The sequence below is a fragment of the Micromonospora sp. MGP-C2 genome (assembly GCF_057766525.1).
Window position 1 is genome coordinate 5,966,596 of sequence record NZ_JBYMEN010000002.1, and the last position, 19,323, is coordinate 5,985,918.

General features: G+C 73.0%; 19 protein-coding genes. 8 read left to right on the top strand and 11 right to left on the bottom strand.

The annotated features are described in order from the left end of the window. Positions 1-17 precede the first annotated feature (17 nt). Genes AC3CF1_RS27490 through AC3CF1_RS27505 form a run of 4 tightly spaced genes read left to right on the top strand, consistent with a single transcriptional unit; the run spans position 18 to position 7,645 of the window. Positions 18-3,206, top strand: coding sequence for an FtsX-like permease family protein (locus AC3CF1_RS27490; RefSeq protein WP_354980210.1), 3,189 nt, complete (start codon positions 18-20; stop codon positions 3,204-3,206). Then, a complete protein-coding gene (locus AC3CF1_RS27495) occupies positions 3,203-5,911 on the top strand; it encodes an FtsX-like permease family protein (protein ID WP_488451581.1) in 2,709 nt (902 codons plus the stop codon). Before AC3CF1_RS27490 ends, AC3CF1_RS27495 begins: the two co-directional genes overlap by 4 nt. 1 nt (position 5,912) lies before the next feature. Continuing rightward, the gene (locus AC3CF1_RS27500) at positions 5,913-6,908 is read left to right on the top strand and encodes an ABC transporter ATP-binding protein (RefSeq protein ID WP_088946851.1); all 996 of its coding nucleotides are present in this window, start codon (positions 5,913-5,915) and stop codon (positions 6,906-6,908) included. A gap of 11 nt (positions 6,909-6,919) precedes the next feature. Then, positions 6,920-7,645 carry an ABC transporter ATP-binding protein gene (locus AC3CF1_RS27505; RefSeq protein WP_488452139.1) on the top strand — a complete coding sequence of 242 codons (726 nt, stop codon included), beginning with the start codon at positions 6,920-6,922 and terminating at the stop codon, positions 7,643-7,645. Positions 7,646-7,733: 88 nt separating this feature from the next. On the opposite strand, the gene AC3CF1_RS27510 is transcribed toward AC3CF1_RS27505, so the two are convergent. Together AC3CF1_RS27510 and AC3CF1_RS27515 are read right to left on the bottom strand one after the other, a co-directional pair. Continuing rightward, positions 7,734-8,231: a hypothetical protein gene (locus tag AC3CF1_RS27510; RefSeq protein WP_488451582.1), complete on the bottom strand. Its 498-nt coding sequence runs from the start codon at positions 8,229-8,231 to the stop codon at positions 7,734-7,736. A gap of 63 nt (positions 8,232-8,294) precedes the next feature. Beyond that, positions 8,295-8,747, bottom strand: a complete 453-nt coding sequence (locus AC3CF1_RS27515) for a GNAT family N-acetyltransferase (protein WP_141908376.1) — start codon at positions 8,745-8,747, stop codon at positions 8,295-8,297. Positions 8,748-8,820: 73 nt separating this feature from the next. Here AC3CF1_RS27515 and AC3CF1_RS27520 point away from each other — a divergent pair, with 73 nt between their 5' ends. Next, positions 8,821-9,333 carry a potassium channel family protein gene (locus AC3CF1_RS27520; protein ID WP_355162473.1) on the top strand — a complete coding sequence of 171 codons (513 nt, stop codon included), beginning with the start codon at positions 8,821-8,823 and terminating at the stop codon, positions 9,331-9,333. On the opposite strand, the gene AC3CF1_RS27525 is transcribed toward AC3CF1_RS27520, so the two are convergent. Further along, a complete protein-coding gene (locus tag AC3CF1_RS27525) occupies positions 9,260-10,831 on the bottom strand; it encodes an alpha/beta hydrolase (protein ID WP_355162478.1) in 1,572 nt (523 codons plus the stop codon). The genes AC3CF1_RS27520 and AC3CF1_RS27525 overlap by 74 nt on opposite strands. 58 nt (positions 10,832-10,889) lie before the next feature. Further along, positions 10,890-12,005 (bottom strand): ATP-dependent DNA ligase, encoded by a 1,116-nt coding sequence (locus AC3CF1_RS27530; protein WP_354980216.1) that lies wholly within the window; start codon positions 12,003-12,005, stop codon positions 10,890-10,892. Positions 12,006-12,139: 134 nt separating this feature from the next. Between AC3CF1_RS27530 and AC3CF1_RS27535 the strand changes: the two genes are divergently transcribed. Beyond that, positions 12,140-12,352 (top strand): hypothetical protein, encoded by a 213-nt coding sequence (locus tag AC3CF1_RS27535; RefSeq protein WP_099851492.1) that lies wholly within the window; start codon positions 12,140-12,142, stop codon positions 12,350-12,352. A 92-nt stretch (positions 12,353-12,444) separates the two neighbouring features. After that, entirely contained in the window at positions 12,445-12,867 is a 423-nt protein-coding gene (locus AC3CF1_RS27540) for an SRPBCC family protein (RefSeq protein ID WP_099851494.1), read from the top strand. On the opposite strand, the gene AC3CF1_RS27545 is transcribed toward AC3CF1_RS27540, so the two are convergent. After that, positions 12,842-13,336, bottom strand: coding sequence for a GNAT family N-acetyltransferase (locus AC3CF1_RS27545; protein WP_354980217.1), 495 nt, complete (start codon positions 13,334-13,336; stop codon positions 12,842-12,844). The two genes, AC3CF1_RS27540 and AC3CF1_RS27545, sit on opposite strands and share 26 nt — an antisense overlap. Before the next feature lie 98 nt (positions 13,337-13,434). Between AC3CF1_RS27545 and AC3CF1_RS27550 the strand changes: the two genes are divergently transcribed. Continuing rightward, positions 13,435-13,938, top strand: a complete 504-nt coding sequence (locus tag AC3CF1_RS27550) for a DUF1990 domain-containing protein (protein ID WP_210928291.1) — start codon at positions 13,435-13,437, stop codon at positions 13,936-13,938. Positions 13,939-13,966: 28 nt separating this feature from the next. Here the strand turns inward: AC3CF1_RS27550 and AC3CF1_RS27555 are convergent, their stop codons facing one another. The 6 genes from AC3CF1_RS27555 to AC3CF1_RS27580 form a co-directional block, all read right to left on the bottom strand. Then, entirely contained in the window at positions 13,967-14,887 is a 921-nt protein-coding gene (locus tag AC3CF1_RS27555; protein ID WP_355162715.1) for a DNA-3-methyladenine glycosylase family protein, read from the bottom strand. 129 nt (positions 14,888-15,016) lie between these two features. Then, complete coding sequence (locus tag AC3CF1_RS27560; RefSeq protein ID WP_088946860.1) at positions 15,017-15,664, bottom strand: hypothetical protein; 648 nt, start codon at positions 15,662-15,664, stop codon at positions 15,017-15,019. 204 nt (positions 15,665-15,868) lie between these two features. Continuing rightward, complete coding sequence (locus tag AC3CF1_RS27565) at positions 15,869-16,645, bottom strand: anti-sigma factor family protein (RefSeq protein WP_088946861.1); 777 nt, start codon at positions 16,643-16,645, stop codon at positions 15,869-15,871. Then, a complete protein-coding gene (locus tag AC3CF1_RS27570; protein ID WP_088951545.1) occupies positions 16,642-17,334 on the bottom strand; it encodes a sigma-70 family RNA polymerase sigma factor in 693 nt (230 codons plus the stop codon). Before AC3CF1_RS27570 ends, AC3CF1_RS27565 begins: the two co-directional genes overlap by 4 nt. Positions 17,335-17,460: 126 nt before the next feature. After that, positions 17,461-18,318 (bottom strand): spermidine synthase, encoded by an 858-nt coding sequence (locus tag AC3CF1_RS27575; RefSeq protein WP_354980220.1) that lies wholly within the window; start codon positions 18,316-18,318, stop codon positions 17,461-17,463. 16 nt (positions 18,319-18,334) lie between these two features. Next, positions 18,335-19,294, bottom strand: coding sequence for a hypothetical protein (locus AC3CF1_RS27580; RefSeq protein ID WP_088946863.1), 960 nt, complete (start codon positions 19,292-19,294; stop codon positions 18,335-18,337). Positions 19,295-19,323 lie beyond the last annotated feature (29 nt).

The window sequence follows — 19,323 nt, forward strand, 5'->3', positions numbered from 1 at the left end:
GCCAGGGGAGGCGTCGGATGAAGCTGGTGTGGAGGCGGGCCCGCGAGGCGCGAGGGCTGCTGGTTGCCGCGGTGATCGCCGCCCTCGTCGCCGTCGCGTTGGTTACCGGGCTGTCCGACTACAACCGCCGGGCGGTGGACGCCGGGCAGCGTGCCCTGGTCGCCGCCTCGCCGGCCGAAGAACGCGGCCTGTTGGTCAATGGCTCAGGTGGGCGTGACGCGGCCGAGTTCGCCACCCGGGACCAGGCGGTCCGAGCCGAGTTCGCCAACGGGCTCGCCGGTGCCCCGGTCAGCGTCGCCGCCGCCCGCTACGGCACCGGCCGGGAGCTGACCGGCGATCTCGGGCAGGTCACCCGTCCGGACGACGAACCGGTCTTCGCGAACCTGGCCACGCTCGACGACCTCGCCGCCCACGCGGAGCTGACCAGCGGAGCCTGGCCCAGCCCGGGCGCGAACCCCGTCCAGGTGAGCCTGCCGGAGCGGGTCGCCGGCACGCTGGGCCTCAGCGTCGGCGAACGCATCCCGGTGCGTGACCGGGCCACCGAACGACGCGGTGAGCTGGTCCTCGCCGGCACCTGGCGGCCCCGCGACCCGACCGACGCGTACTGGCTGCTGGCCCCCGGAGTGGGGGCGGGCAGTGCCGGTTCCGGCACCTCGTACGGGCCGTTCACCCTCGACCCGGCCGACTTCGTCGCCACCTCGTCGGGGTCGGTGTCGGCGTCCTGGCTGGCCGAACCGGACCTCGCGGGCGTCGACACCGCCGATCTGCCCGCCGTGCGGAAAGCCCTCACCGAGGCGACCTCGGCCGTGCCCGAGGCCGCTCAGCTCGGTAGCTCCGGGCAGACGGTGACCAAGATGGAGACACTGCTGGACCGGATCGCCCGCGCCGACCTGGTGGGTCGTTCCTCGCTGGCCACCCCGCTGTTGCTGATCCTGGTGCTCGGTGGGTACGCGCTGGTGCTGGTCGCCGCGCTCCTGCACGAGGACCGGCGCCCGCAGACCGCGCTGCTGCGAGCCCGCGGCGCCGCCCGTCGGCAACTGGCCGGCCTGGCCGCTCGCGAGGCGACCCTGGTGGTCGCCCCGGCCGCCGTGCTCGGCCCGCTGATCGCCGGCGAGGCACTGCGGTTCGTCCGACCCGGCGGGTCGGCCGACCTCTCCACCGCCGGTGGCAACACCACACTGATCTGGGCGGCAGCGGCGGCCACCGCGGCCGGTTGCCTCGTCGCCATGGTTCTCCCGACGCTGCGCAACGCCGGCACGTACGTGGCCGACATGGCCGCCCGGTCCCGGCCGAACCGGTCGGCGAGCATCCAACGTGCCAGCGTCGACCTGGTCCTCGTGGCGCTCGCCGTGCTCGCCTGGGTGCAGCTACGCCGGTACGCCTCCCCGCTGGCCGGATCCGGCGGTCGACTCGGGATCGACCCACTGCTGGTCGCCGCCCCGACGCTCGGCGTGCTGGCCGGCGCCGTGCTGGCGCTGCGGGTGCTTCCGCCGCTCACCCGGTTCGCCGAGCGGTTCGTCGACCGGCGGCCCTGGACGGCCACCATGTTCGGTATGTGGCAGGCCGGTCGGCGTCCGCACGCCGGCCCGGTGCTCCTGCTGGCCCTCGCCGTCGGTGGCAGCACCCTGGCCTGGTCCCTGATCAGCACAGGGGAGCGGTCCCAGGTCGAGCAGGCCGGACACACGGTCGGCGCCGACCTGCGGGTCACCGAACGGACCGGCGCCGCTCCGCCGACCCGGGGCGACCAGCTCGCCGCTCTGCCGAGCGTCAAGCGGGTGCTCCCGGCGTGGCGGGACGAGATACGGGTCGGCCGGGAGGACCTCCAGGCGACCGTGATCGGTGTCGACGCGGCCAGCGCCGCCGGGGTCGTCCGTCTCGCCGACCGCCTGAGCGACGGAACCGCGTCGACACAGTTCGAGCGGATGGTCAAGGCGCGGGGAGCCTTCGCAGGCGTCGAGCTGCCCGCCGACGCGCGCGCGATCACCGGCACGGTCCGTACCCCGGTGAGCAACGCGAGCCGGCCGGTTCAGGTCGCGGTGACGCTGCTGGTCACCAGCTCCGACGGTCTCGCCCTGCGGCTGCCCGCGGCCAACTCCGCCAGCGACGGCCGGACCACCCGGTTCACCGTGCAGCTGCCCGACGCCCGCGGGGCACGGCTGCGGCTGACCGGATTCGAAGCTGACGGTGGGTTGGCGGCCGGCAACGCCTACCGACTCCAGATCGACGGGCTGACGGTGGTCAACGCCGACGGCACCACAGCGCCCGCCGGTCTGAGCGGTAGGTGGACGATGACGGCCCCCCGCGAGCAGCAGCCCACGCCGGTGCGGACCACTCCCACCGGGTTCGCCGCGGTGCACCCGGTGGACGTGATTCCTGGCGGGCAGTTCCTGTACCAGCCGCCGACCCGGTTCACGATCGTGCCCGGCGGGGAGAGCGAGCCCATCGCGGTCCTGATGACCCCCGGGGTCCGTGAGGCGCTGAGCCTGCGCGTCGGCGACACCGTCGACCTGACGCTTTCCGGGACGACGCTGCCGGTCCAACTGGTGGGCGAGCTGAGTGCGGTGCCGACCACCACCGGGGAAGGCATGCTGCTGGACCTGCCCGCGGCCGTCGACGCGCTGGTCCGGGGCAATGGCACGATGCGACCCGTACCGGAGTGGTGGATCGGCGCCGACGACGCGACGGCCGCCGCCCAGGCGGCCGGCGAGCTGTCGGGCGTCACAGTGCTCAACCGGGAAGCGGTGTACGAGTCGGCCGCCGACGACCCGTACTGGCAGGGCTCGCGTACCGGAATGCTCGCCGCCGCGCTCGGCGCGGTGCTGCTCGCCCTCGTCGGCCTGATGGTGGATGTCTGGGCCACCGCGCGACACCGGCTCGGCGAGTTCGCGGTGCTGCACACCCTCGGCGCCACGCCTGGGCTGCTGGCCCGGGCGTTGCTGGCCGAACAGACGTTCCTCGCCGGCATCGGCGTGGGGGTCGGGTTGTTACTCGGTGCCGGAGTCGGCGCCACCATGGCGCCACTGGTCATCCTCACCTCGGCCGCCGATCGGCCGATCCCTCCGGCGACGTTCGCGCTGCCCTGGGTGCCGATCGGCCTGACCGCGGTCGGCCTGTTGCTGGCGGCGCTCGCCTTCAGCGCGTTCATCGCCGCCGGCATCCGTCAGCGGGTGGCGGCGGTGCAGCTGCGAATCGGGGGAGAACGATGAGCGTCGGCGCGGCCGTCCGGCGGGTCCGGGCGTACGGCGGGCAGTTCCTGCTGCTGGCGGTGCTGACCCTGGTGGTCACGCTGCTGATCAGTGGGGTGCCCCGGTTGGTCAACCGGCTCGCCGAACAGGGCCTGCGGGCGCAGCTGAGCAGTGAGCCAGCCGCCCGCAGGGACATCTCGTACACCACCGGGGTGGTGGCCGCGACCTCCAGGAACACGGCCATGGGCGGCGCTGCCGAGCGGTTCGACCGCCTGGCCGCGGAGATGCCGCCGCAGGTGCGGTCGGCGGTGACCGAGCGGTGGTACAACGTGGACTCCCCGGCGGCCCGCGTGGTCGGCCCGGATCTCGCGGCTCGCAACCTGCTGGTCGACCTGGGCCTACGCGCTGTGCCGGACATCCAGGACGCGGGCACCCTCGTCGAGGGGGCGTGGCCGAGCGAGACCTACATTCCCGACCGGCCGATCGAGGTGGCGCTCGACGTCGACGTGGCCGGCAGGCTCAACCTGCGCGCCGGCAGCCAACTGCGTATCGGCAACGCCGATGACAAGGGAAAACTCTCGGACGCTGCCCCGATGGTGGTGTCCGGGCTGTTCCGCCCCGTCGACCCCGCAAACGGCATCTGGGACGGGCTGCCACAGCTGCTGCGGATCATCGAACCGCCCGGTGACGCCCAGGCGTTCGTCATCGTCGGCGTGGTCGCCCAGTCGGCCCTCAACAAGCGGGTCGCGGCGGGCTGGCCGGTCCAGTACAACTGGCGATACCGCCTGGGCGCCGACCGGATCGACGCACGCGAGCTGGACCAGATGATCGACGGTCTGCAGACGATGCAGCGCACCCGGCCGCAGGACCTCACGTTGACCCAGGGCGTCGACGTCCCGTTGCGCGCGTTCGCCGCCCAGGTCGATGCCGCCCGGACCCTGCTCGCGGTGATCGCCGCGGGGGTACTGGCCACTCTGGCCGGGCTCATCGTGCTCGCGGCCAGCCTCGCCACCCGACGGCGCCGTTCGGAGTTCGTGCTGCTGCGGGCCCGTGGTGGCGCGGCCACCGCCGGTGCTCGGCGCAGCCTCGCCGAATCGCTGCTGGTGGTGCCGGTCGCCGCCGCGCTGGGCTGGTGGCTGGGCACCCTGTTCCCCGGCGAGCCGGACCCGACCACGCCGTACGTCATCGCGGCGACCGTCCTGGTCACGCTCGCGCTGCCGTTGGCGACGCTGGCCGTACCGGTCGGTGCGGCGGCCCGCCGTGACCTGATCCGGGTGCGCCCCTCGGCCCGCCGGCTCACCGTCGAGGTCTCCCTGCTGCTGCTGGCCGGGCTCGCCGCGGTGCTGCTGCGCCGACGTGGCCTCACCCTCGGCGAGGTGGACCCGCTGCTCGTGTCGGTGCCGGTGCTGCTCGCGGTAGCGGCGGCAGTGCTCGCGCTGCGGGCGTACCCCTGGCCGTTGTTGCTGGTCAGCCGGCTTGCCGCGCGGACCCGGGGCAGCGTGGCCTTCCTCGGCACGGCGCGGGCCGGCCGGTCCGCCGTCGCCACCCCGCTGGTCGTCGTGGTGCTGGCGATCGGCACCGCGGCGTTCTGCGCGGTCGTCGCCGCCGGCGTCGACGCGAGCCGGGAACGGGCCGCCGAGCAGATCGTGCCCGCCGACGCGGTGATCCGCGGGGAGCGGTTCGCGCCCGACACCATCGACGAGTTGGGTCGTCTGCCGGGGGTTCGGGCCGTCACCCGGGTGCTGTACCAGGCGGACGAGCGGCTGGCGGTCGACGAGATCGGCACCGACGCGTGGGTCGCGCAGACGGACGTGCTCCTGGTCGACGGTTCGGGGCTGGATGCGGTGGCCCGCGAATCCGAGGTCGACCTGGCGGTGCCGCCCGCGCTGCTCGCCGCCCGGCCCGGGGCGGGTCCGCTGCCGGCGATCGTCTCCCCGGCGGTCGCCGCCGACCTGGCCAAGGCCGGGCTGAACGACTCGGCCTTCATCTCGGTGCAGGGCCAGCGGTACGAGTTCCGGGTGGCCGACACCCAGGAGGGTTTCCCGCTGTTGTCGGCGAACACCAGCCGGTTCGTGATCCTGCCCTGGCAGGCGCTGCCGGAACGCACCACCACACCCGTGCCGACCAGCCTGCTGGTCGCCGGGGACCCGCTGGACGCCGAGGCGCTGCGCGTCGCCGGTGACCAGGGGCAGGCACGCTACCAACGCGACGGAGCGGTCACCGGTCGGGACCGCCCACTCGGGGTCACCGTCGACACCCGCGCGGACGTCCGCCGGGAACTCGGTGACGGCGGTGCGAACGGGGTGCTGGCCTTCGGGTTCGTGGCCGGCGCCGTCGGCGGCACCGTGCTCGGGCTGCTGGCCATCGCGTTCACCGTGCTGGCCGGGGCGCGTGCCCGGGGTCAGGTGCTGTCCCGGCTGCGTACCCTCGGCCTGTCCCGCCGGCAGTGGCGAGGGCTGCTGCTGGTCGAGTTGACCCCGCTGGTCGCGGTGTCGGTGCTGACCGGTGCGCTGGTCGGTGCGGTGCTGCCCCTGCTGCTCAATCCGGTGCTCGGCCTGTCCGCGTTCACCAGTGGTGTGCCGGTCCAGGTGGCTTTCGAGCCCAGCCTGGTCGCCGCGGTGCTCGCGCTCGGGGCGGTCGCCCTCGGCTTCGCGGTCGCCGTCGAGGCCCTGAACAACCGCCGGTTGCGCCTCGGTGAGGTGCTTCGGCTCGGAGAGGAGAGCTGAGATGACCGCTACCGCCCAGACTCCACTGGTGCCGGACCTGGCCGCCCTGCAACAGCGCGCAGCGCAACGCGCCGCCGAGCGGGCCGGCGGGCAGGACCGCCTGCGCGGGCACATCGTCTGCGACGGCCTGGTACGCATCTTCAAGACCGAGGGGGTGGAGGTGGTCGCCCTGCAGGGGCTCGACCTGGTCATCGACCGGGGTGAGCTGGTCGCGATCGTCGGCGCCTCCGGCTCGGGCAAGTCGACCCTGCTCAACATCCTCTCCGGCCTGGACACGCCGACCGCCGGCATCGCCCGGGTGGCCGACTACGACCTGCTGTCGCTCTCCGCGAAGCGTCGGCTGAGCTACCGGCGGGAGCTGGTCGGGTTCGTCTGGCAACAGACCGGCCGCAACCTGCTGCCGTATCTGAGCGCGCTGGAGAACGTCGAGTTGCCGATGCAGTTGGCCGGCAAACTCAGCGGCAAGGCCCGTCGGCAGCGAGCCCGGGAACTGCTCGACATGGTCGGCGTGGGCTACTGCGCCGACCGGCGGCCGGGGCAACTCAGCGGCGGCGAGCAGCAGCGGTGTGCGGTCGCGGTGGCCGTGGCCAACGACCCGGAGGTGCTCTTCGCCGACGAGCCGACCGGCGAACTGGACGAGGCGACCGGCGCGGAGGTCTTCGCGGCGCTGCGCACCATCAACGCCGAGCTGGGCGTGACCATCGTGGTCGTCACCCACGACCACGCCGTGGCCACGCAGGTCCGCCGGACCGTCGCGATCCGCGACGGCCGGACCGCCTCCGAGGTACGCCGGACCGCTCGGGTCGGCGCGGACGGCAACACCGAGCTGGTCAGCGAGGAGTACGCGGTGCTGGACCGGAACGGCCGGATGCAGCTACCGGCCGCGTTCGTCGACGCGCTCGCGCTGAAGGAACGGGTCCGGCTCGACCTGGAGCCGGACCATGTGCAGGTACGGCCCGGCGATCGGGCCTCGGACGAGCGGGGGGCACGGGCATGAGCCAGCAGGACATGGTGGTGACCGGCGCGGCCGGGTTCGGCGGTGTGCCCTCGGCGCACCCCGCAGAGGTGGTCCGGGTCAGTGACGTCAGCCGGACCTTCGGCCGGGGCGAGCACGCCGTCCACGCCGTGCAGAGCGTCTCGTTCACGGCCAACCGGGGCGAACTGGTCGCCATCCGGGGCCGGTCCGGAGCCGGTAAGACCACCCTGCTGAACGTGATCGGCGGGCTGGACCGACCGGACAGCGGTCAGGTGGTGGTGGCCGGGCACGAGGTCACCTCGGCCGGGGAGGCGGAGCTGCTGCGGCTGCGCCGGGGCACCGTCGGGTTCGTGTTCCAGACCTTCGGGCTGGTGCCGATCCTCTCCGCCGCCGAGAACGTCGGAGTGCCGTTGCGGCTGGCGCAGGTGCCGGCGGCGGAACGGGAGCAGCGGGTCGCGGTGCTGCTGGAACTGGTCGGCCTGGGCGGGCACGCCCTGCAGCGCCCGTACGAACTCTCCGGTGGCCAGCAGCAGCGGGTCGCGGTGGCCCGGGCGTTGGCCAACGAGCCGGACCTGCTCATCGCCGACGAACCCACCGGTCAGCTCGACTCGGAAACCGGACGCTCCATCATGGACCTGCTGCGCGCGGTGGTGCACGCCCGTGGCATGACGGCCCTGGTGGCGACGCACGACCCGGCCCTGATCGACCTCGCCGACCGGGTGCTCGTGCTGCGCGACGGTCGCCTGGTCGACAGCTGACGCTGCCGGATAGTGGCCCGACGTTGGCCCACGCCGTCGCGGTGCGGCGCTTTGGCGCGTTGGTACGGCGGTAGGGCGAGGGCGTTCCCTACTGCGTCCGGTCGGGCCGGTCGTGCTCGGGCCGGTCGGCGCGTCTCTGGCCGTCAGGAAGGGACCCGGCGAGCGGGATCAGCAGGTAGCCCAGCAGGGCGAGGAGAAGACCGGCGCCCGGCCTGGTCGAGATCAACTCGTGTTTGACGTAGGGGTCTTCGGCCTCGAAATACCAGTACGCCCCGGTGAGGCTGCCGCAGGCGAGCACGTTGGAGATGAGCATTCCCAGGCTGGCTTGCCGCCAGACCCAGCGGGCCGGGCCGGTGTTGGCGAGCGACAGCACCGCGAACACGGCGGCTATCACCGCGAACGGTAGCGCCCAGACGAGCATCGTCGAACCCGGAGTGGTCTCCGTCCGAACCAGGTAGACGCTGTGCCACGCGGGCAGCCAGAACGCGACGACGACCAGGAGGACGCCGACCGCCAACAGCGCCGAGCCAGTCCGCCACCATGCCGGGCGCGATGCTGCGGCGCCGGGAATCGTCGGCCTGCTCATGGCAGCGAACGTAACCCGGTCGGGGCGACTCCCACTGCCCCGCCGGGTGAACGCGACGCCGGGTCAGAGCGCGAGCTTCATGCCCTCGTGGCTGGCCACGAAGCCGAGGCTCAGATAGAAGCGGTGCGCGTCCTCGCGGGTCTTGTCGGTGGTGAGCTGCACCAGCGCGCAACCCCGCTGCCGGGCCTGGTCGACCGCCCAGGTCATCAGCTCCCGGCCCAACCCCTGGCCACGCCGGTCGGAGCGGACCCGGACCGACTCGATCAGCGACCGCTCGGCACCGTGCCGGCCCAGCCCGGGGATGTAGGTGATCTGGAGGCAGCCGACCAGCTCGGCGTCCTGCTCGGCCACGATGAGCTGGTTGCGCGGGTCCGCGCTGATGTCCGCGAACGCCCTCTCGTAGGCCTCGTCGACCTCGGTGAAGTCGCGGGCCTTGCCCAGGACGTCGTCGGCGAGCAGGGCGATGACGGCGGGCAGGTCGGCCCGGACCGCCTCCCGGTAGGTCACGTCGGTCATGCCGACGAGCCTGGCACAGCGACGTCGACGGATGGGTCGGCGGCGGTTGCCACCACGGGGCAGCATGAGCGGCATGGAAGTCTTGCTGCTGCCGTTCCGGTGGATCTACCGGGCGTTGGTGTGGTTCGCGAACTCACCCCGAACGCTGATCACCTCGTACCTGCTGATGATCGTCGTGGCCGGGGTCATCTACGGGGAGGTCGAGCAGCGCAGCCCGGCGGACGCCGTCTGGTGGGCGGTGGTCACCGCCTCGACCGTCGGGTACGGCGACATCTCGCCGACCACCTGGGCGGGTCGTACGCTCGCCGCGCTGCTCATCTCGACCATGGTGCTGCTGGTCATCCCGCTGATCACCGCGCACTTCGCGAGCCGGCTCATCGTCGACGACGACGCGTTCGTGCACGAGGAGCAGGAGCAGCTCAAGACCGACGTGCGCCGGATGCGGGCGCTGCTGGAGGAGTTGGCCGCCCGGCAGGGAATCGAGGTGCCACCGCTGCCGCCGGTCCAGCCGGTCAACGGGCAGGGCAGCGCAGGCCCTCGCGGGGGACGGTCAGGTCGATCAGGTACGCGTCGACCGCGTCGGTGATGCAGGACGTCTGCGGGTAGGCGGTGTGCCCCTCACCCTCCCAGGTGAGCACCCGGCCGACGCCCAGCATCGAGGCGAGCCGGGGCGTCTGCTCGTACGGTGTCGCGGGGTCGCCGGTGGTGCCGACCACCACGATCGGCGGGGCACCGTTGGCTTTCCCGGTCGGGTAGGGGTCACGCCCGCCCGGCCACTCCACGCAGCTCAGCATGCCGACCGCCAGCGCCGGCCCGAACAGCGGGTATTTGCCGCGCCACTCCGACTGCAACTGCCGGATCTGCTCCCGGCTCGGCTTCTCCGTCTCGTCGGCGCAGTTGATGGCCAGGTTGGCGTCGAACAGGTTCGAGTAGTGCCCGTCGTCGGCCCGGCCGGCGTACGCGTCGGCGAGCCGGAACACGTCCTTCGGGTCACCCTCGCCCAGCCGGTCGATCGCCTGGGCCAGCTCCTGCCAGCCGGATTCGGTGTAGAGCGACGAGATGACCGCGTAGAACACCCAGCCGGCGGTGGCCTCCCGGCCGTCGGCGCCGCGGACCGGGGAGGCCTTGGCCTTGTCGATGGCCGAGGTGACAGCGGCGCGCGCGTCCGGGGCGATCGGGCAGCGACCGGCGTTCGCCGCGCACCAGCGGGTGAAGTTGGTGAAGGCCCGCTCGAAGCCGCGGGCCTGGCTCTCCGAACCCTCGACCAGCCGCTGCTGCGGGTCGACCGCGCCGTCGAGCACCAGCGCACGCACCCGCTGTGGGTAGAGCTGGGCGTACGTGGCGCCGAGCAGGGTGCCGTAGGAGTAGCCGAGGTAGGTGAGCTTGTCGTCGCCCACTGCGGCGCGCACCGCGTCCATGTCGCGGGCGGCCTGCTCGGTGCCGTACAGCGGCAACTGGTCGCCGTAGCGGTCGCCGCAGCCGCGCCCGATCCGCTGGCTCAGGCCGACGAAGCCGTCGAATGCCGACTGGCTCGTCGGGTCCGGGTCGAAACCGAAGCTGGCGTCCAGATTGGCGTCGGAGATGCACTTCACCGGGCTGGACCGGGAGACCCCACGCGGGTCGAAGCCGACGATGTCGAAGCGCTCGGTGATGGAGGCGGGCAGCCCGCCGAACTGAGGGCCGAAGGAGAGGTAGACGGCGGTGTCGACACCGGAACCGCCCGGGCCACCCGGGTTGACCACCAACGAGCCGACCCGGTCGCGCTGCTTGGTGGACCGGGCGCGCAGCAGGGCGATCTCGAACGTCTCCCCGGCGCCCGGGCCGGTGCTCGCTCCGGCCCCGGTGCCCCAGTCGCGGGGCACCGCGATGCGCGCGCACTCGTAACGCATGTCCGGTGCGCCACGCCCGACCAGCTCGTCGGGCACCTCCGGGCAGGGCCGCCACGTCGGGGTGCTCCCGGTCGGCGCGGCGGCACCCTCCACCTCGGTGCGCGGCGCGAACGCCGGCAGCGTGCAACCGGCGGTGAGCAGCGCGGCCGCCACGAAGGCGGCCAGGTGCCGACGGACCCGGCGAGTGGTCGCCATCCGGGGCTGACGGTCGGTGCGGGTCACGTGGTCCTCCGGGATCGGGTCGACGGCCAGGTTACGCCGGGCCGGTGGCGGCTCGGTCCACGGTGGCCGTCGGGTCGCCGCGCAGCACCTGGTCCACATCGAAGCGGATCGGGCGCTCAAGCTGGTCGTAGCGGCAGGAGCGGGGGTCGCGGTCCGGGCGCCAGCGGACGAACTGGGCGGTGTGCCGGAACCGCTCACCCTCCATCGCGTCGTAGCCCACCTCGGCCACCAGCTCCGGGCGCACCGGCTCCCACTCCAGGTTCTTCGTGCCGGTCCACCGGCTCACCCCGCCCGGGATGCGTTGGCCGCGTTCGTGGTCGCCGTGCACCCACGGGTGCTCGCCTCCGGTGTCCCGGTATGGCGCCAGCTCGTCGAGCAGCTCGGCGCGGCGGGCCATGCTGAACGACGCGCTCACGCCCACGTGGTGCAGGACCCCGGAGTCGTCGTACAGGCCGAGCAGCAGCGAGCCCACCACCGGGCCGGACTTGTGCCAGCGGAACCCGGCCACCACGGCGTCCGCGGTGCGGGCGTGCTTGACCTTGAACATCAGCCGCTTGCCCGGCTCGTACGGAAGGTCGGCCGGCTTGACGATCAGCCCGTCCAACCCGGCGCCCTCGAACACGTCGAACCAGCGGCGGGCAGTGTCCGGATCGGTGGTGACCTGGGTGACGTGCACCGGCGGACGCACCCCGGCCAGCGCCTCGACCAACCGCTCCCGGCGGCGCGGGTAGGGCTGGTCGAGCAGCGCCTCGTCGCCGATCGCCAACAGGTCGAACGCGACGAAGTCGGCCGGAGTGGTCTCGGCCAGCATCTTCACCCGGGACGCGGCCGGGTGGACGCGCTGGGCCAGCAGCTCGAAATCCAGCCGCGGCTGGCCGCTCGGCCCGTCACGCCGGATCACGATCAGCTCGCCGTCGACCGCGCACCGCTCGGGTAGCTGCCGGCGGGCCTGCTCGACCACCTCGGGAAAGTAGCGGGTCATCGACTTGCCGCCCCGGCTGGCCAGCTCGACCTCGTCGCCGTCGCGGAACACGATGCACCGGAACCCGTCCCACTTGGGCTCGTAGGTGACGCCCGGGGTGGTGGGCAGCTTGGGCACGCTCTTGGCCAGCATCGGCTCGACCGGCGGGTTGATCGGCAGGTCCACGGCGCCAGTCAATCAGACGGTTCCGACAGTCGTGAGGCAGATCACCGTGGGCGCCGGGGCGGCGTGTCCGCCGCTGCGCTGCTCGTCCCGACCGACCGGATCGGATAACCGCAGGTCAGAGCTACTTTCGCGGGATGTCCGAGTGGGTCTGTGACTGCTGTGGGCGGTGGCGGGTCAGCGTCGAGCTGATCCGGGGCCGCTACCGCTACCGGCTGACCCGGCGATACCCGGAGCGGTTCGGTGGCGGTCGCAACGTGCTCGGCGAGGTCGGTTCGGTGCCGGAGCTGGAGGAGCTGTTGCGCCGGCGTACCCCGCTGAGCCTGGCCGACCTGCGCGAAGCGGCCTGATCCCACCCAGCTTGCGCCCGGGTGTCACGATCCACCCGGAGGCCTCGTCCGCACCCTGGCGGTGCCGGCCGGCGCCGCCGGGAGGAGACACGATGCGGTTCGAAGCGGATACGGAAATCGCCGCCGACGTCGAGCAGGTCTGGGCGGTGCTGGTCGACGTGCCGCGCTGGCCGGAGTGGACGGCCTCGGTGTCGCGGGCCGAGCGGGGAGAGCCGGGACCGCTCGCCGTGGGCGCGACGGCCCGGCTGACCCAGCCGAAGCTGCGGCCGGCCGTGTGGCGGGTCACCGACCTGACCGAGGGCCGGGAGTTCACCTGGGCCTCCCAGACCCCTGGTGTACGCACCCGGGGCGAGCATCGTCTGCTGCCGCTGCCCGACGGGCGCACCCGGGTCGAGCTGGCCATCGCCCAGTCCGGGCCGCTGGCCGGCGTGATCGGCTGGCTCTACGGCGACCTGCTCCGGCGCTACCTGCGTCTGGAGGCCGACGGGCTCAAGCGTCGGAGCGAGCGGGGCTGACCACCGGCTTCTCCAGCACGGCCAACCGGATGCCGTTCGGGTCCGGCCGGTGCGCCACGATCCGGTAGCCGTGCCGCTCGTACAGCCGCAGGTTGCGGGCGCTGTCCGCGCCGGTGAACAGGGTGAACAGGGCGACCCGGCCGGCGCAGGCCACCTCGATCGCGGTGAGCAGCCGCCCGCCGACCCCGCGACCCTGCTGGTCCGGGGCCACCGAGAGTCGCCCGACGTGCGCGGTGTCCCCGGCCAGGTGGGCCCGCACCGAGCCGACCAGTCGGTGCCCCGACCGGGCCGCGAGGACGACGCCCGGGCCGGTCAACACCGCCCGGACCTCGTCCAGCGTCTCGGTCAACGGCGGCAGGAACGGGTCGCCGTAGTGCTGTGCCTCGGTCAGGTACGCGGCCCGTTGCACGGTGAGGATCTCGCCGGCGTCCGCGACACCGGCCGGGACGATGCTCGCCTCGACGCTCATCGGGGCAGCACACCACGACCGCCGATGTCCTCGGCGGGCGGCCCCGCCCGCGCCGGCCGTACGCTGGCCCGTGTCCAGCCGAGAACGAGGGGGGAGCGGTGGCCGAGCTGACGTACCCGGAGGTGGGGCGGACCCGGCACGGGGCGCTGCCCGGCGGCTACCACCACCTGCGCCACCGGTATCCGTTGCCGGCGGGCAGCTTCGACACCGCGGCCGAGGCGGTGCTGAGCTGGCGGCTGCACCGCGCCGCCGGGGTCCGGATGCGGACGACCGCCGCACGCGCCACCGAGGGGGTGCTGGTCACCGCCGGCCTGGGCGTCGGCCCGGCCCGCATCTGGGGGCCGTGTCAGGTGATCTGGAGCGAGGAGTCACCCACCCGCGCGGGCTTCGGCTACGGAAGCCTGACCGGGCATCCGGAGCGGGGCGAGGAGGCGTTCGTGGTCGGCCGCGAGGACGACGGCGCGGTCTGGTTCGAGGTACGCGCGTTCAGCCTCCCGGCCCGCTGGTTCACCCGTGCCGGCGGCCCGGCTGTCCGGGCGGTGCAGCACACCTACGCCTGGTGGCTCGGCCGTACCCTGCGGCGGCTCTGTGTGAGCCGCTGAGCGGCGGGCACGATCGCTCCGACGAGGCTCAGTAACCGGCGAACGAGCGGATCGGGGCGCGCGGGCCGTACTTCGGCGCGCGGATGCCGGCGGCCTCCAGGAGCAGGCAGACCCGGCCCCGGTGACCCCGGAACGGCTCCAGCAGGGCCAACATCCGGGCATCGTCGCCCCTCGGCTCGCCGGCGAGCGCCCAGGCGACAGTGTTCGGGATGTGGAAGTCGCCGACGCTGACCGCGTCCGGGTCCCCGTACGCGATCCGGACCACCTCCGCGGCCGTCCACGGCCCGATGCCGGGAATTGCGGTCAGCCGTCGGGTGGCGTCGGCGGCGTCGGTGCTGCGCTCCAGGCGGTCGGCGAGCGCCGCGGCGCGACGGAGTGTGTCGGCCCTGCGCTGTTCCACCCCGAACGGGTGGAACACCCAGTACGGGGCCGCGGCCACGGTGGCTGCCTCGGGCGGCAGGAGCAGCGGCTGCAACGGGCCGGGAGCCGGCTCCCGGAAGTGCCGCACCATCGCCGCGTACGCCCGGTAGGCCTCCTTGCCGGTGACCTTCTGCTCGAAGACCGCGCGCAGGAGTCGGGGGAAGACCTCCCCGGTGGCGGGCATCCGGAGGCCCCGGTGCTCCCGGGCCAGCCGGGCTACCAGCGGGTGCGCCGCTGCCAGTTCGGTGAAGCCGGTCAGGTCGTCGCGCAGCCCGGCGATCGCGTCGGCGCGAGCCAGGACGTGCTCGGCGCCCGGCCCGTAGCCCTCGGCGAGCAACTCGCCGCCGGCGGCGCGCAGGGCCAGGGTGGCCGGGCCGTCCGGGGTGCGGGTGGCCCACCAGAAGGTGCCGGCGGCGACCCGCGCACACGGGTCGTACGGGCTGAAGGTGAGTGCGCGCACAGAAGCCGCCAGCCGATAACCGACCGGAGGGCGCAACACCCTGCTCGCGGCGGGTTCGGTGTCGGTCACGCCGCCAACTCTGCCACGTACGGGCGGGACGTCGGCACCACCGGTGTGCCGACGTCCCGCGTACAACCGGTGGCCGGCCGCGCCCTCCCCGGCGACGACCGACCACCGCGTCCTGGTGGTGTGCCTGGCTCAGTACGAGTAGCCCGAGCCTCCGGCGTCGTTCGAGCCGCTGTCCGCCGGCGGTGCGACCGCCTTCGGCGTGGAGGTGGGCAGGCAGCTGAGGTTCTTCTTGCCGTCCGGCTGGACCACGAACCAGGTGCCACCAACGGCCTGGCCCTTCCACTGGCCGGGCTTCTTGTCGCCGATGTAGCGGTACACGGGCCAGCCGCCGACGGTGAGCTGACGGGTGCCGTCCTGGCGGGTCACGCTGCTGACCTTGTCGTCGGAGACGCCGGTGAGCTGCGGGTTGCCGTCGGTCAGCGCCGGGGGCCACACCTCGGCACACTTGTCGACGCAGTTCGACGACGGCGGGTCGGCGGTGTCCTTGTCGAAGCGGTACAGGATCCAACCGTCCTGGTCGGTGACCACCTTGCCCATCCGGGCGACGCTCTTGCCGACCAACTTCTCGGTCAGGTCCACGTTCGCGGGCGGCGCGTCGGCGGCGGGCGCCTCCGCGGACGCCGAAGCCTCGGGTACAACCGACGCGGTGGGCTCGGCCGCGGCGACGGCGACCGGCTCGGCCGCGCTCGAGTTCGCCCCGTCGTAACCTGCGGGAGCGCAGGCCGTTAGTGCGACCATCGCGCTCGCGACGATGACGGTCCGCTTCATCTGTGCCACGTGCCCTCCTCATTCTTGGCAGTTCACCCATAGGTACGGGAAGTGGGCTGTCAAGGTTGAAGTAGTAACAGTGGTCAATTTCACGTTCTTTGATTGAACCGATCGGGGCAGCGATACGTACGCCCCAAGCAGGGGAAGAATCCCCGCAACGACAGATCGGCGCCGGTCATTGTGACAATGACCGGCGCCGAAGCGTACGCGCGACTACAGGGGGACCGTCACCAGCGGGCTCGCCACACCATTGGCGTCGATCGACTGCACCTGGAGCTGTTTGATGTCACTCACCAGAGCAGACGTCGAGGCACTCAACTCAAGACCCTGCGGGCGGGTGTTGGTGCCATAGCCACCCTCCGGCACCGACCAGGTCGAAATCACCTCGGGGTCGGCGTTCTTGCGCACCACCACCAGCCGGCAGACGCGCGGGCCGGGCAGCTTCCGCAGGCTGAAATTGATCCGGGTGCCGTACTCCCGCTTGACCAGGAACACTGTCGTCTGCACGCCCGTGGTCGGGTCGGTCGCGTCGACCTGGTCGCCCTCCTCCTCCGTGCCGCCCACACCAGGGCCGCTCGGCGGAGCAGTCGGCCCGCTGGTCTGCGGGTCGATCGGTGCGTTCGACGTCGGGCCGGCGACCGGAGTCGAGCCGCTGTCGGTCACGCTGACGAACCCGTACCCGCTCAGCCCGCCGAAGACCACCACCGCGGCGGCCGTCGCCAACATCTGCCGGAACCGGGTACGCCGACGATCGGCCCGGACCGCGCCCAGCGTCCGGTTCAACAACGCCGGATCGGTCGCCGTCTGCTCCAGCGCCATCATCGTCTCGCCGTCGATGTCGGAGAGCAGCCCGACCACCGGCACCATCGTCTCCAACTCCGCCGCACACGCCCAGCAGGTCGCGAGATGCTCCTCGAACCGCTCGGTATCCTGCTCGTCGAGCACACCGAGCGCGTACGCCGCGACGTCCATGTGGTCCGGCCGGCTCATTCTGTCACCCCCCGCTCCTGCAGAGCCGTGCGCAGCGCGCGCAGCGCGTAGTAGACCCTCGACTTGGCGGTGCCGAGCGGCAGCCCCAACTCCTCGGCGGCCTCCGGGACCGTCCGCCCCCGGAAGTACGTCGAGATCAGAATTTCCCGGTGCGACTGACTGAGCGTACGCAGCGCGTCCGCCACCGTCATCGTGCGCAACACCCGGTCGGTGCTGTCCGCCTCGGCGAACGCGGTGAGGTCCCGGTCGTACGTCTCCGGTGGCCGGGCCTCCTGGCTGCGGTGCTCGTCGATGGCGATCCGACGGGCCACCGTGACGAGCCACGGCCGCAGCGAGCCCTGCCCCTGCGTGCCGAGGCGGTGCGCGTTGCGCCAGGCCCGCAGCAGCGTCTCCTGGACGATGTCCTCCGCACGCTGCCGATCCCCCCCGGTGAGACGCATCACGAACATCAGCAGCGGACCGGCGTGCTCGGCGTAGAGCTGACGGATCAACTGGTCGGAATGGCTGGCCTCGGTTGTCGTCGCCTGATGGCGCCCGGGCGCCGGTCGCGGCGTCACCGGACCATTCTGGCGAGACGTCGCGTGCGCGTCGACCCCACGAGCAGGGGGCGTCGGCCGCGACGAGGACCGCGCCGACAACCAGTCCGCGCGTACCGCGTCACCATGCCAACCGGCCGCCACCGCATGCATGCAGACCTCCGGGATGTCCGTCACCAACGCCGGCCCACGAGGTGGGCCGCCCGGTGGTACGCGCCAGCGCCCCGAACGGATCAACAAACCGCGAAGAAAAGTTCTGCGCCGGCGCCGGGTGGGCGGTCAGCGGCGAACCGAGAACAGCCCTGGAGGCGGGGGATCGGAGCCGGTCGCGTCGGCGTCCCGGACGACCTGGGACCCACCGGCGAAGCGGTCCAACTCGTCGCCGGCCACCACCCGACCCGGAAACCAGTCACCGGCCGCACGCCGGGTCAGCTCCGGCACCGGCGGTGTGACCCGCCCGGCGACCAGCACCAGATTGCCGTACCGGCGGCCACGCAACACCGCCGCGTCGCCCACCAGACAGGCCTGCGGCAGCACCGAGCGGACCGTGGCGACCTGCGCGCGGGCGTGCCGCAGCGGCGGGCCGTCGGCCAGGTTCGCCAGATACCAACCGGCGGGGCGCAGCACCCGGGCCACTTCCGCCGCGTACTCCACGGACGTGAGATGAGCCGGGGTACGGGCACCGGCGAACACGTCGGCGACCACCACGTCGTAGCTGGCGTCGCGGGTGGAGGTCAACACCGCCCGCGCGTCCTCCACCCGCACCCGCAGCCGGGTGTCGGACGGCCACGGCAACGCCCGTCGCACCAGTTCCACCAACGCGCCGTCCACCTCGGACACCCGCTGCGTCGACCCGGGACGGGTTGCGGAGACGTACCGGGGAAGGGTCAGGGCCCCACCGCCCAGATGCAACACCCGCAGCGGCTCACCGGCGGGCGCGATCAGGTCCAGCGCGGCGGCCAGCCGTCGCACGTACTCGAATTCCAGGTGGGTGGGGTCGGTCAGGTCGACGTGGGACTGCGGCGCGCCGTCCAGCAGCAGCGTCCACGAGCCCGCCCGGTCCGGATCCGGAACGAGCTCGGCCTGCCCGGTGTCGACCTGCTCGACCACCCGGTCAGCCGCCCGTCTACGTCCCATCGTGACCAGCGCCCGTCTACCGCGCGGCGCGAGCCGCGGCGGTCAACGCGCGGTGCAGCAGTCGGGAGTCGCCGAGCAGGGCACGCAGTCGGCGCTCCAGACCGGCAATCGGGATCAGGTTCTGTGGGGCGCGAGGATCCTTGTACGGGGTGGAGGCGAAACGCGGCAGGGTGACCAGCGACAGGTCGGCCAGCTCGATCGCCGCCTCGACGGGCAGATCAGCCGAGCACTCCACCCGGACGATGCCCGCCCACGGCGCACCGACCGCCACCGGCAACCGCAGATACCACGACCAGCCACCCCAGGCGGTGCCGAGCCGGAACACCGGCGAGCGCTCACCCGACGCCATACCGGTCACCACCGCGGTCAACCGGGCATCCAGGTACTGGCTGTGCTGCGTCTTGATGTAACCCAGTGTGCGCGGCAACTGCCGGCGACTCCGCAACGGGCCGTCCACCACCAGCAGGTCACCGTCGACCCGGGCGGCGTCGGACACCGCCACCTCCAGCGCGGTCAGCGGGCCCTGCACCGCGGCCGGCAACTTCGCCAGCTCACCGGTGCCACCCACCCGGTGCACCGGATAGCGGATCGCACCCGCCACCACGTCCTGCGCCGACGGGCTCGCGGTGAACAGACCCCGGCCAACCCGGGTGCCGGCCAACTGCGCCGCACCCCGGCCCAGGTCGCACCGGACCACCCCGGCAGCGTACGAGGCGGCCAACCCGGGAAACGACACGCCGTCGGTCTCGGCCGTCCAGATGCTCGCGTCGATCCGGCGAACCCCGTCGACCAGCAGCACCACGTCGGGCGCCCGCACCCCCGCCCGCACCCCGATCGCCCGCCAGTCGACAGCGGGCACCTCGGCGTCCGCGTCGACCTGCGCGCTGCTCGGCGCGGCCGGCCCGGCAGCGGACGCCTCGAACGACGCCCCGTACGCCGGATCCCACGAGTCGACGAAGAACGCGGCGTCGCTCACCGAGCTGGCCCTTCGTTCGCGACTGCGGG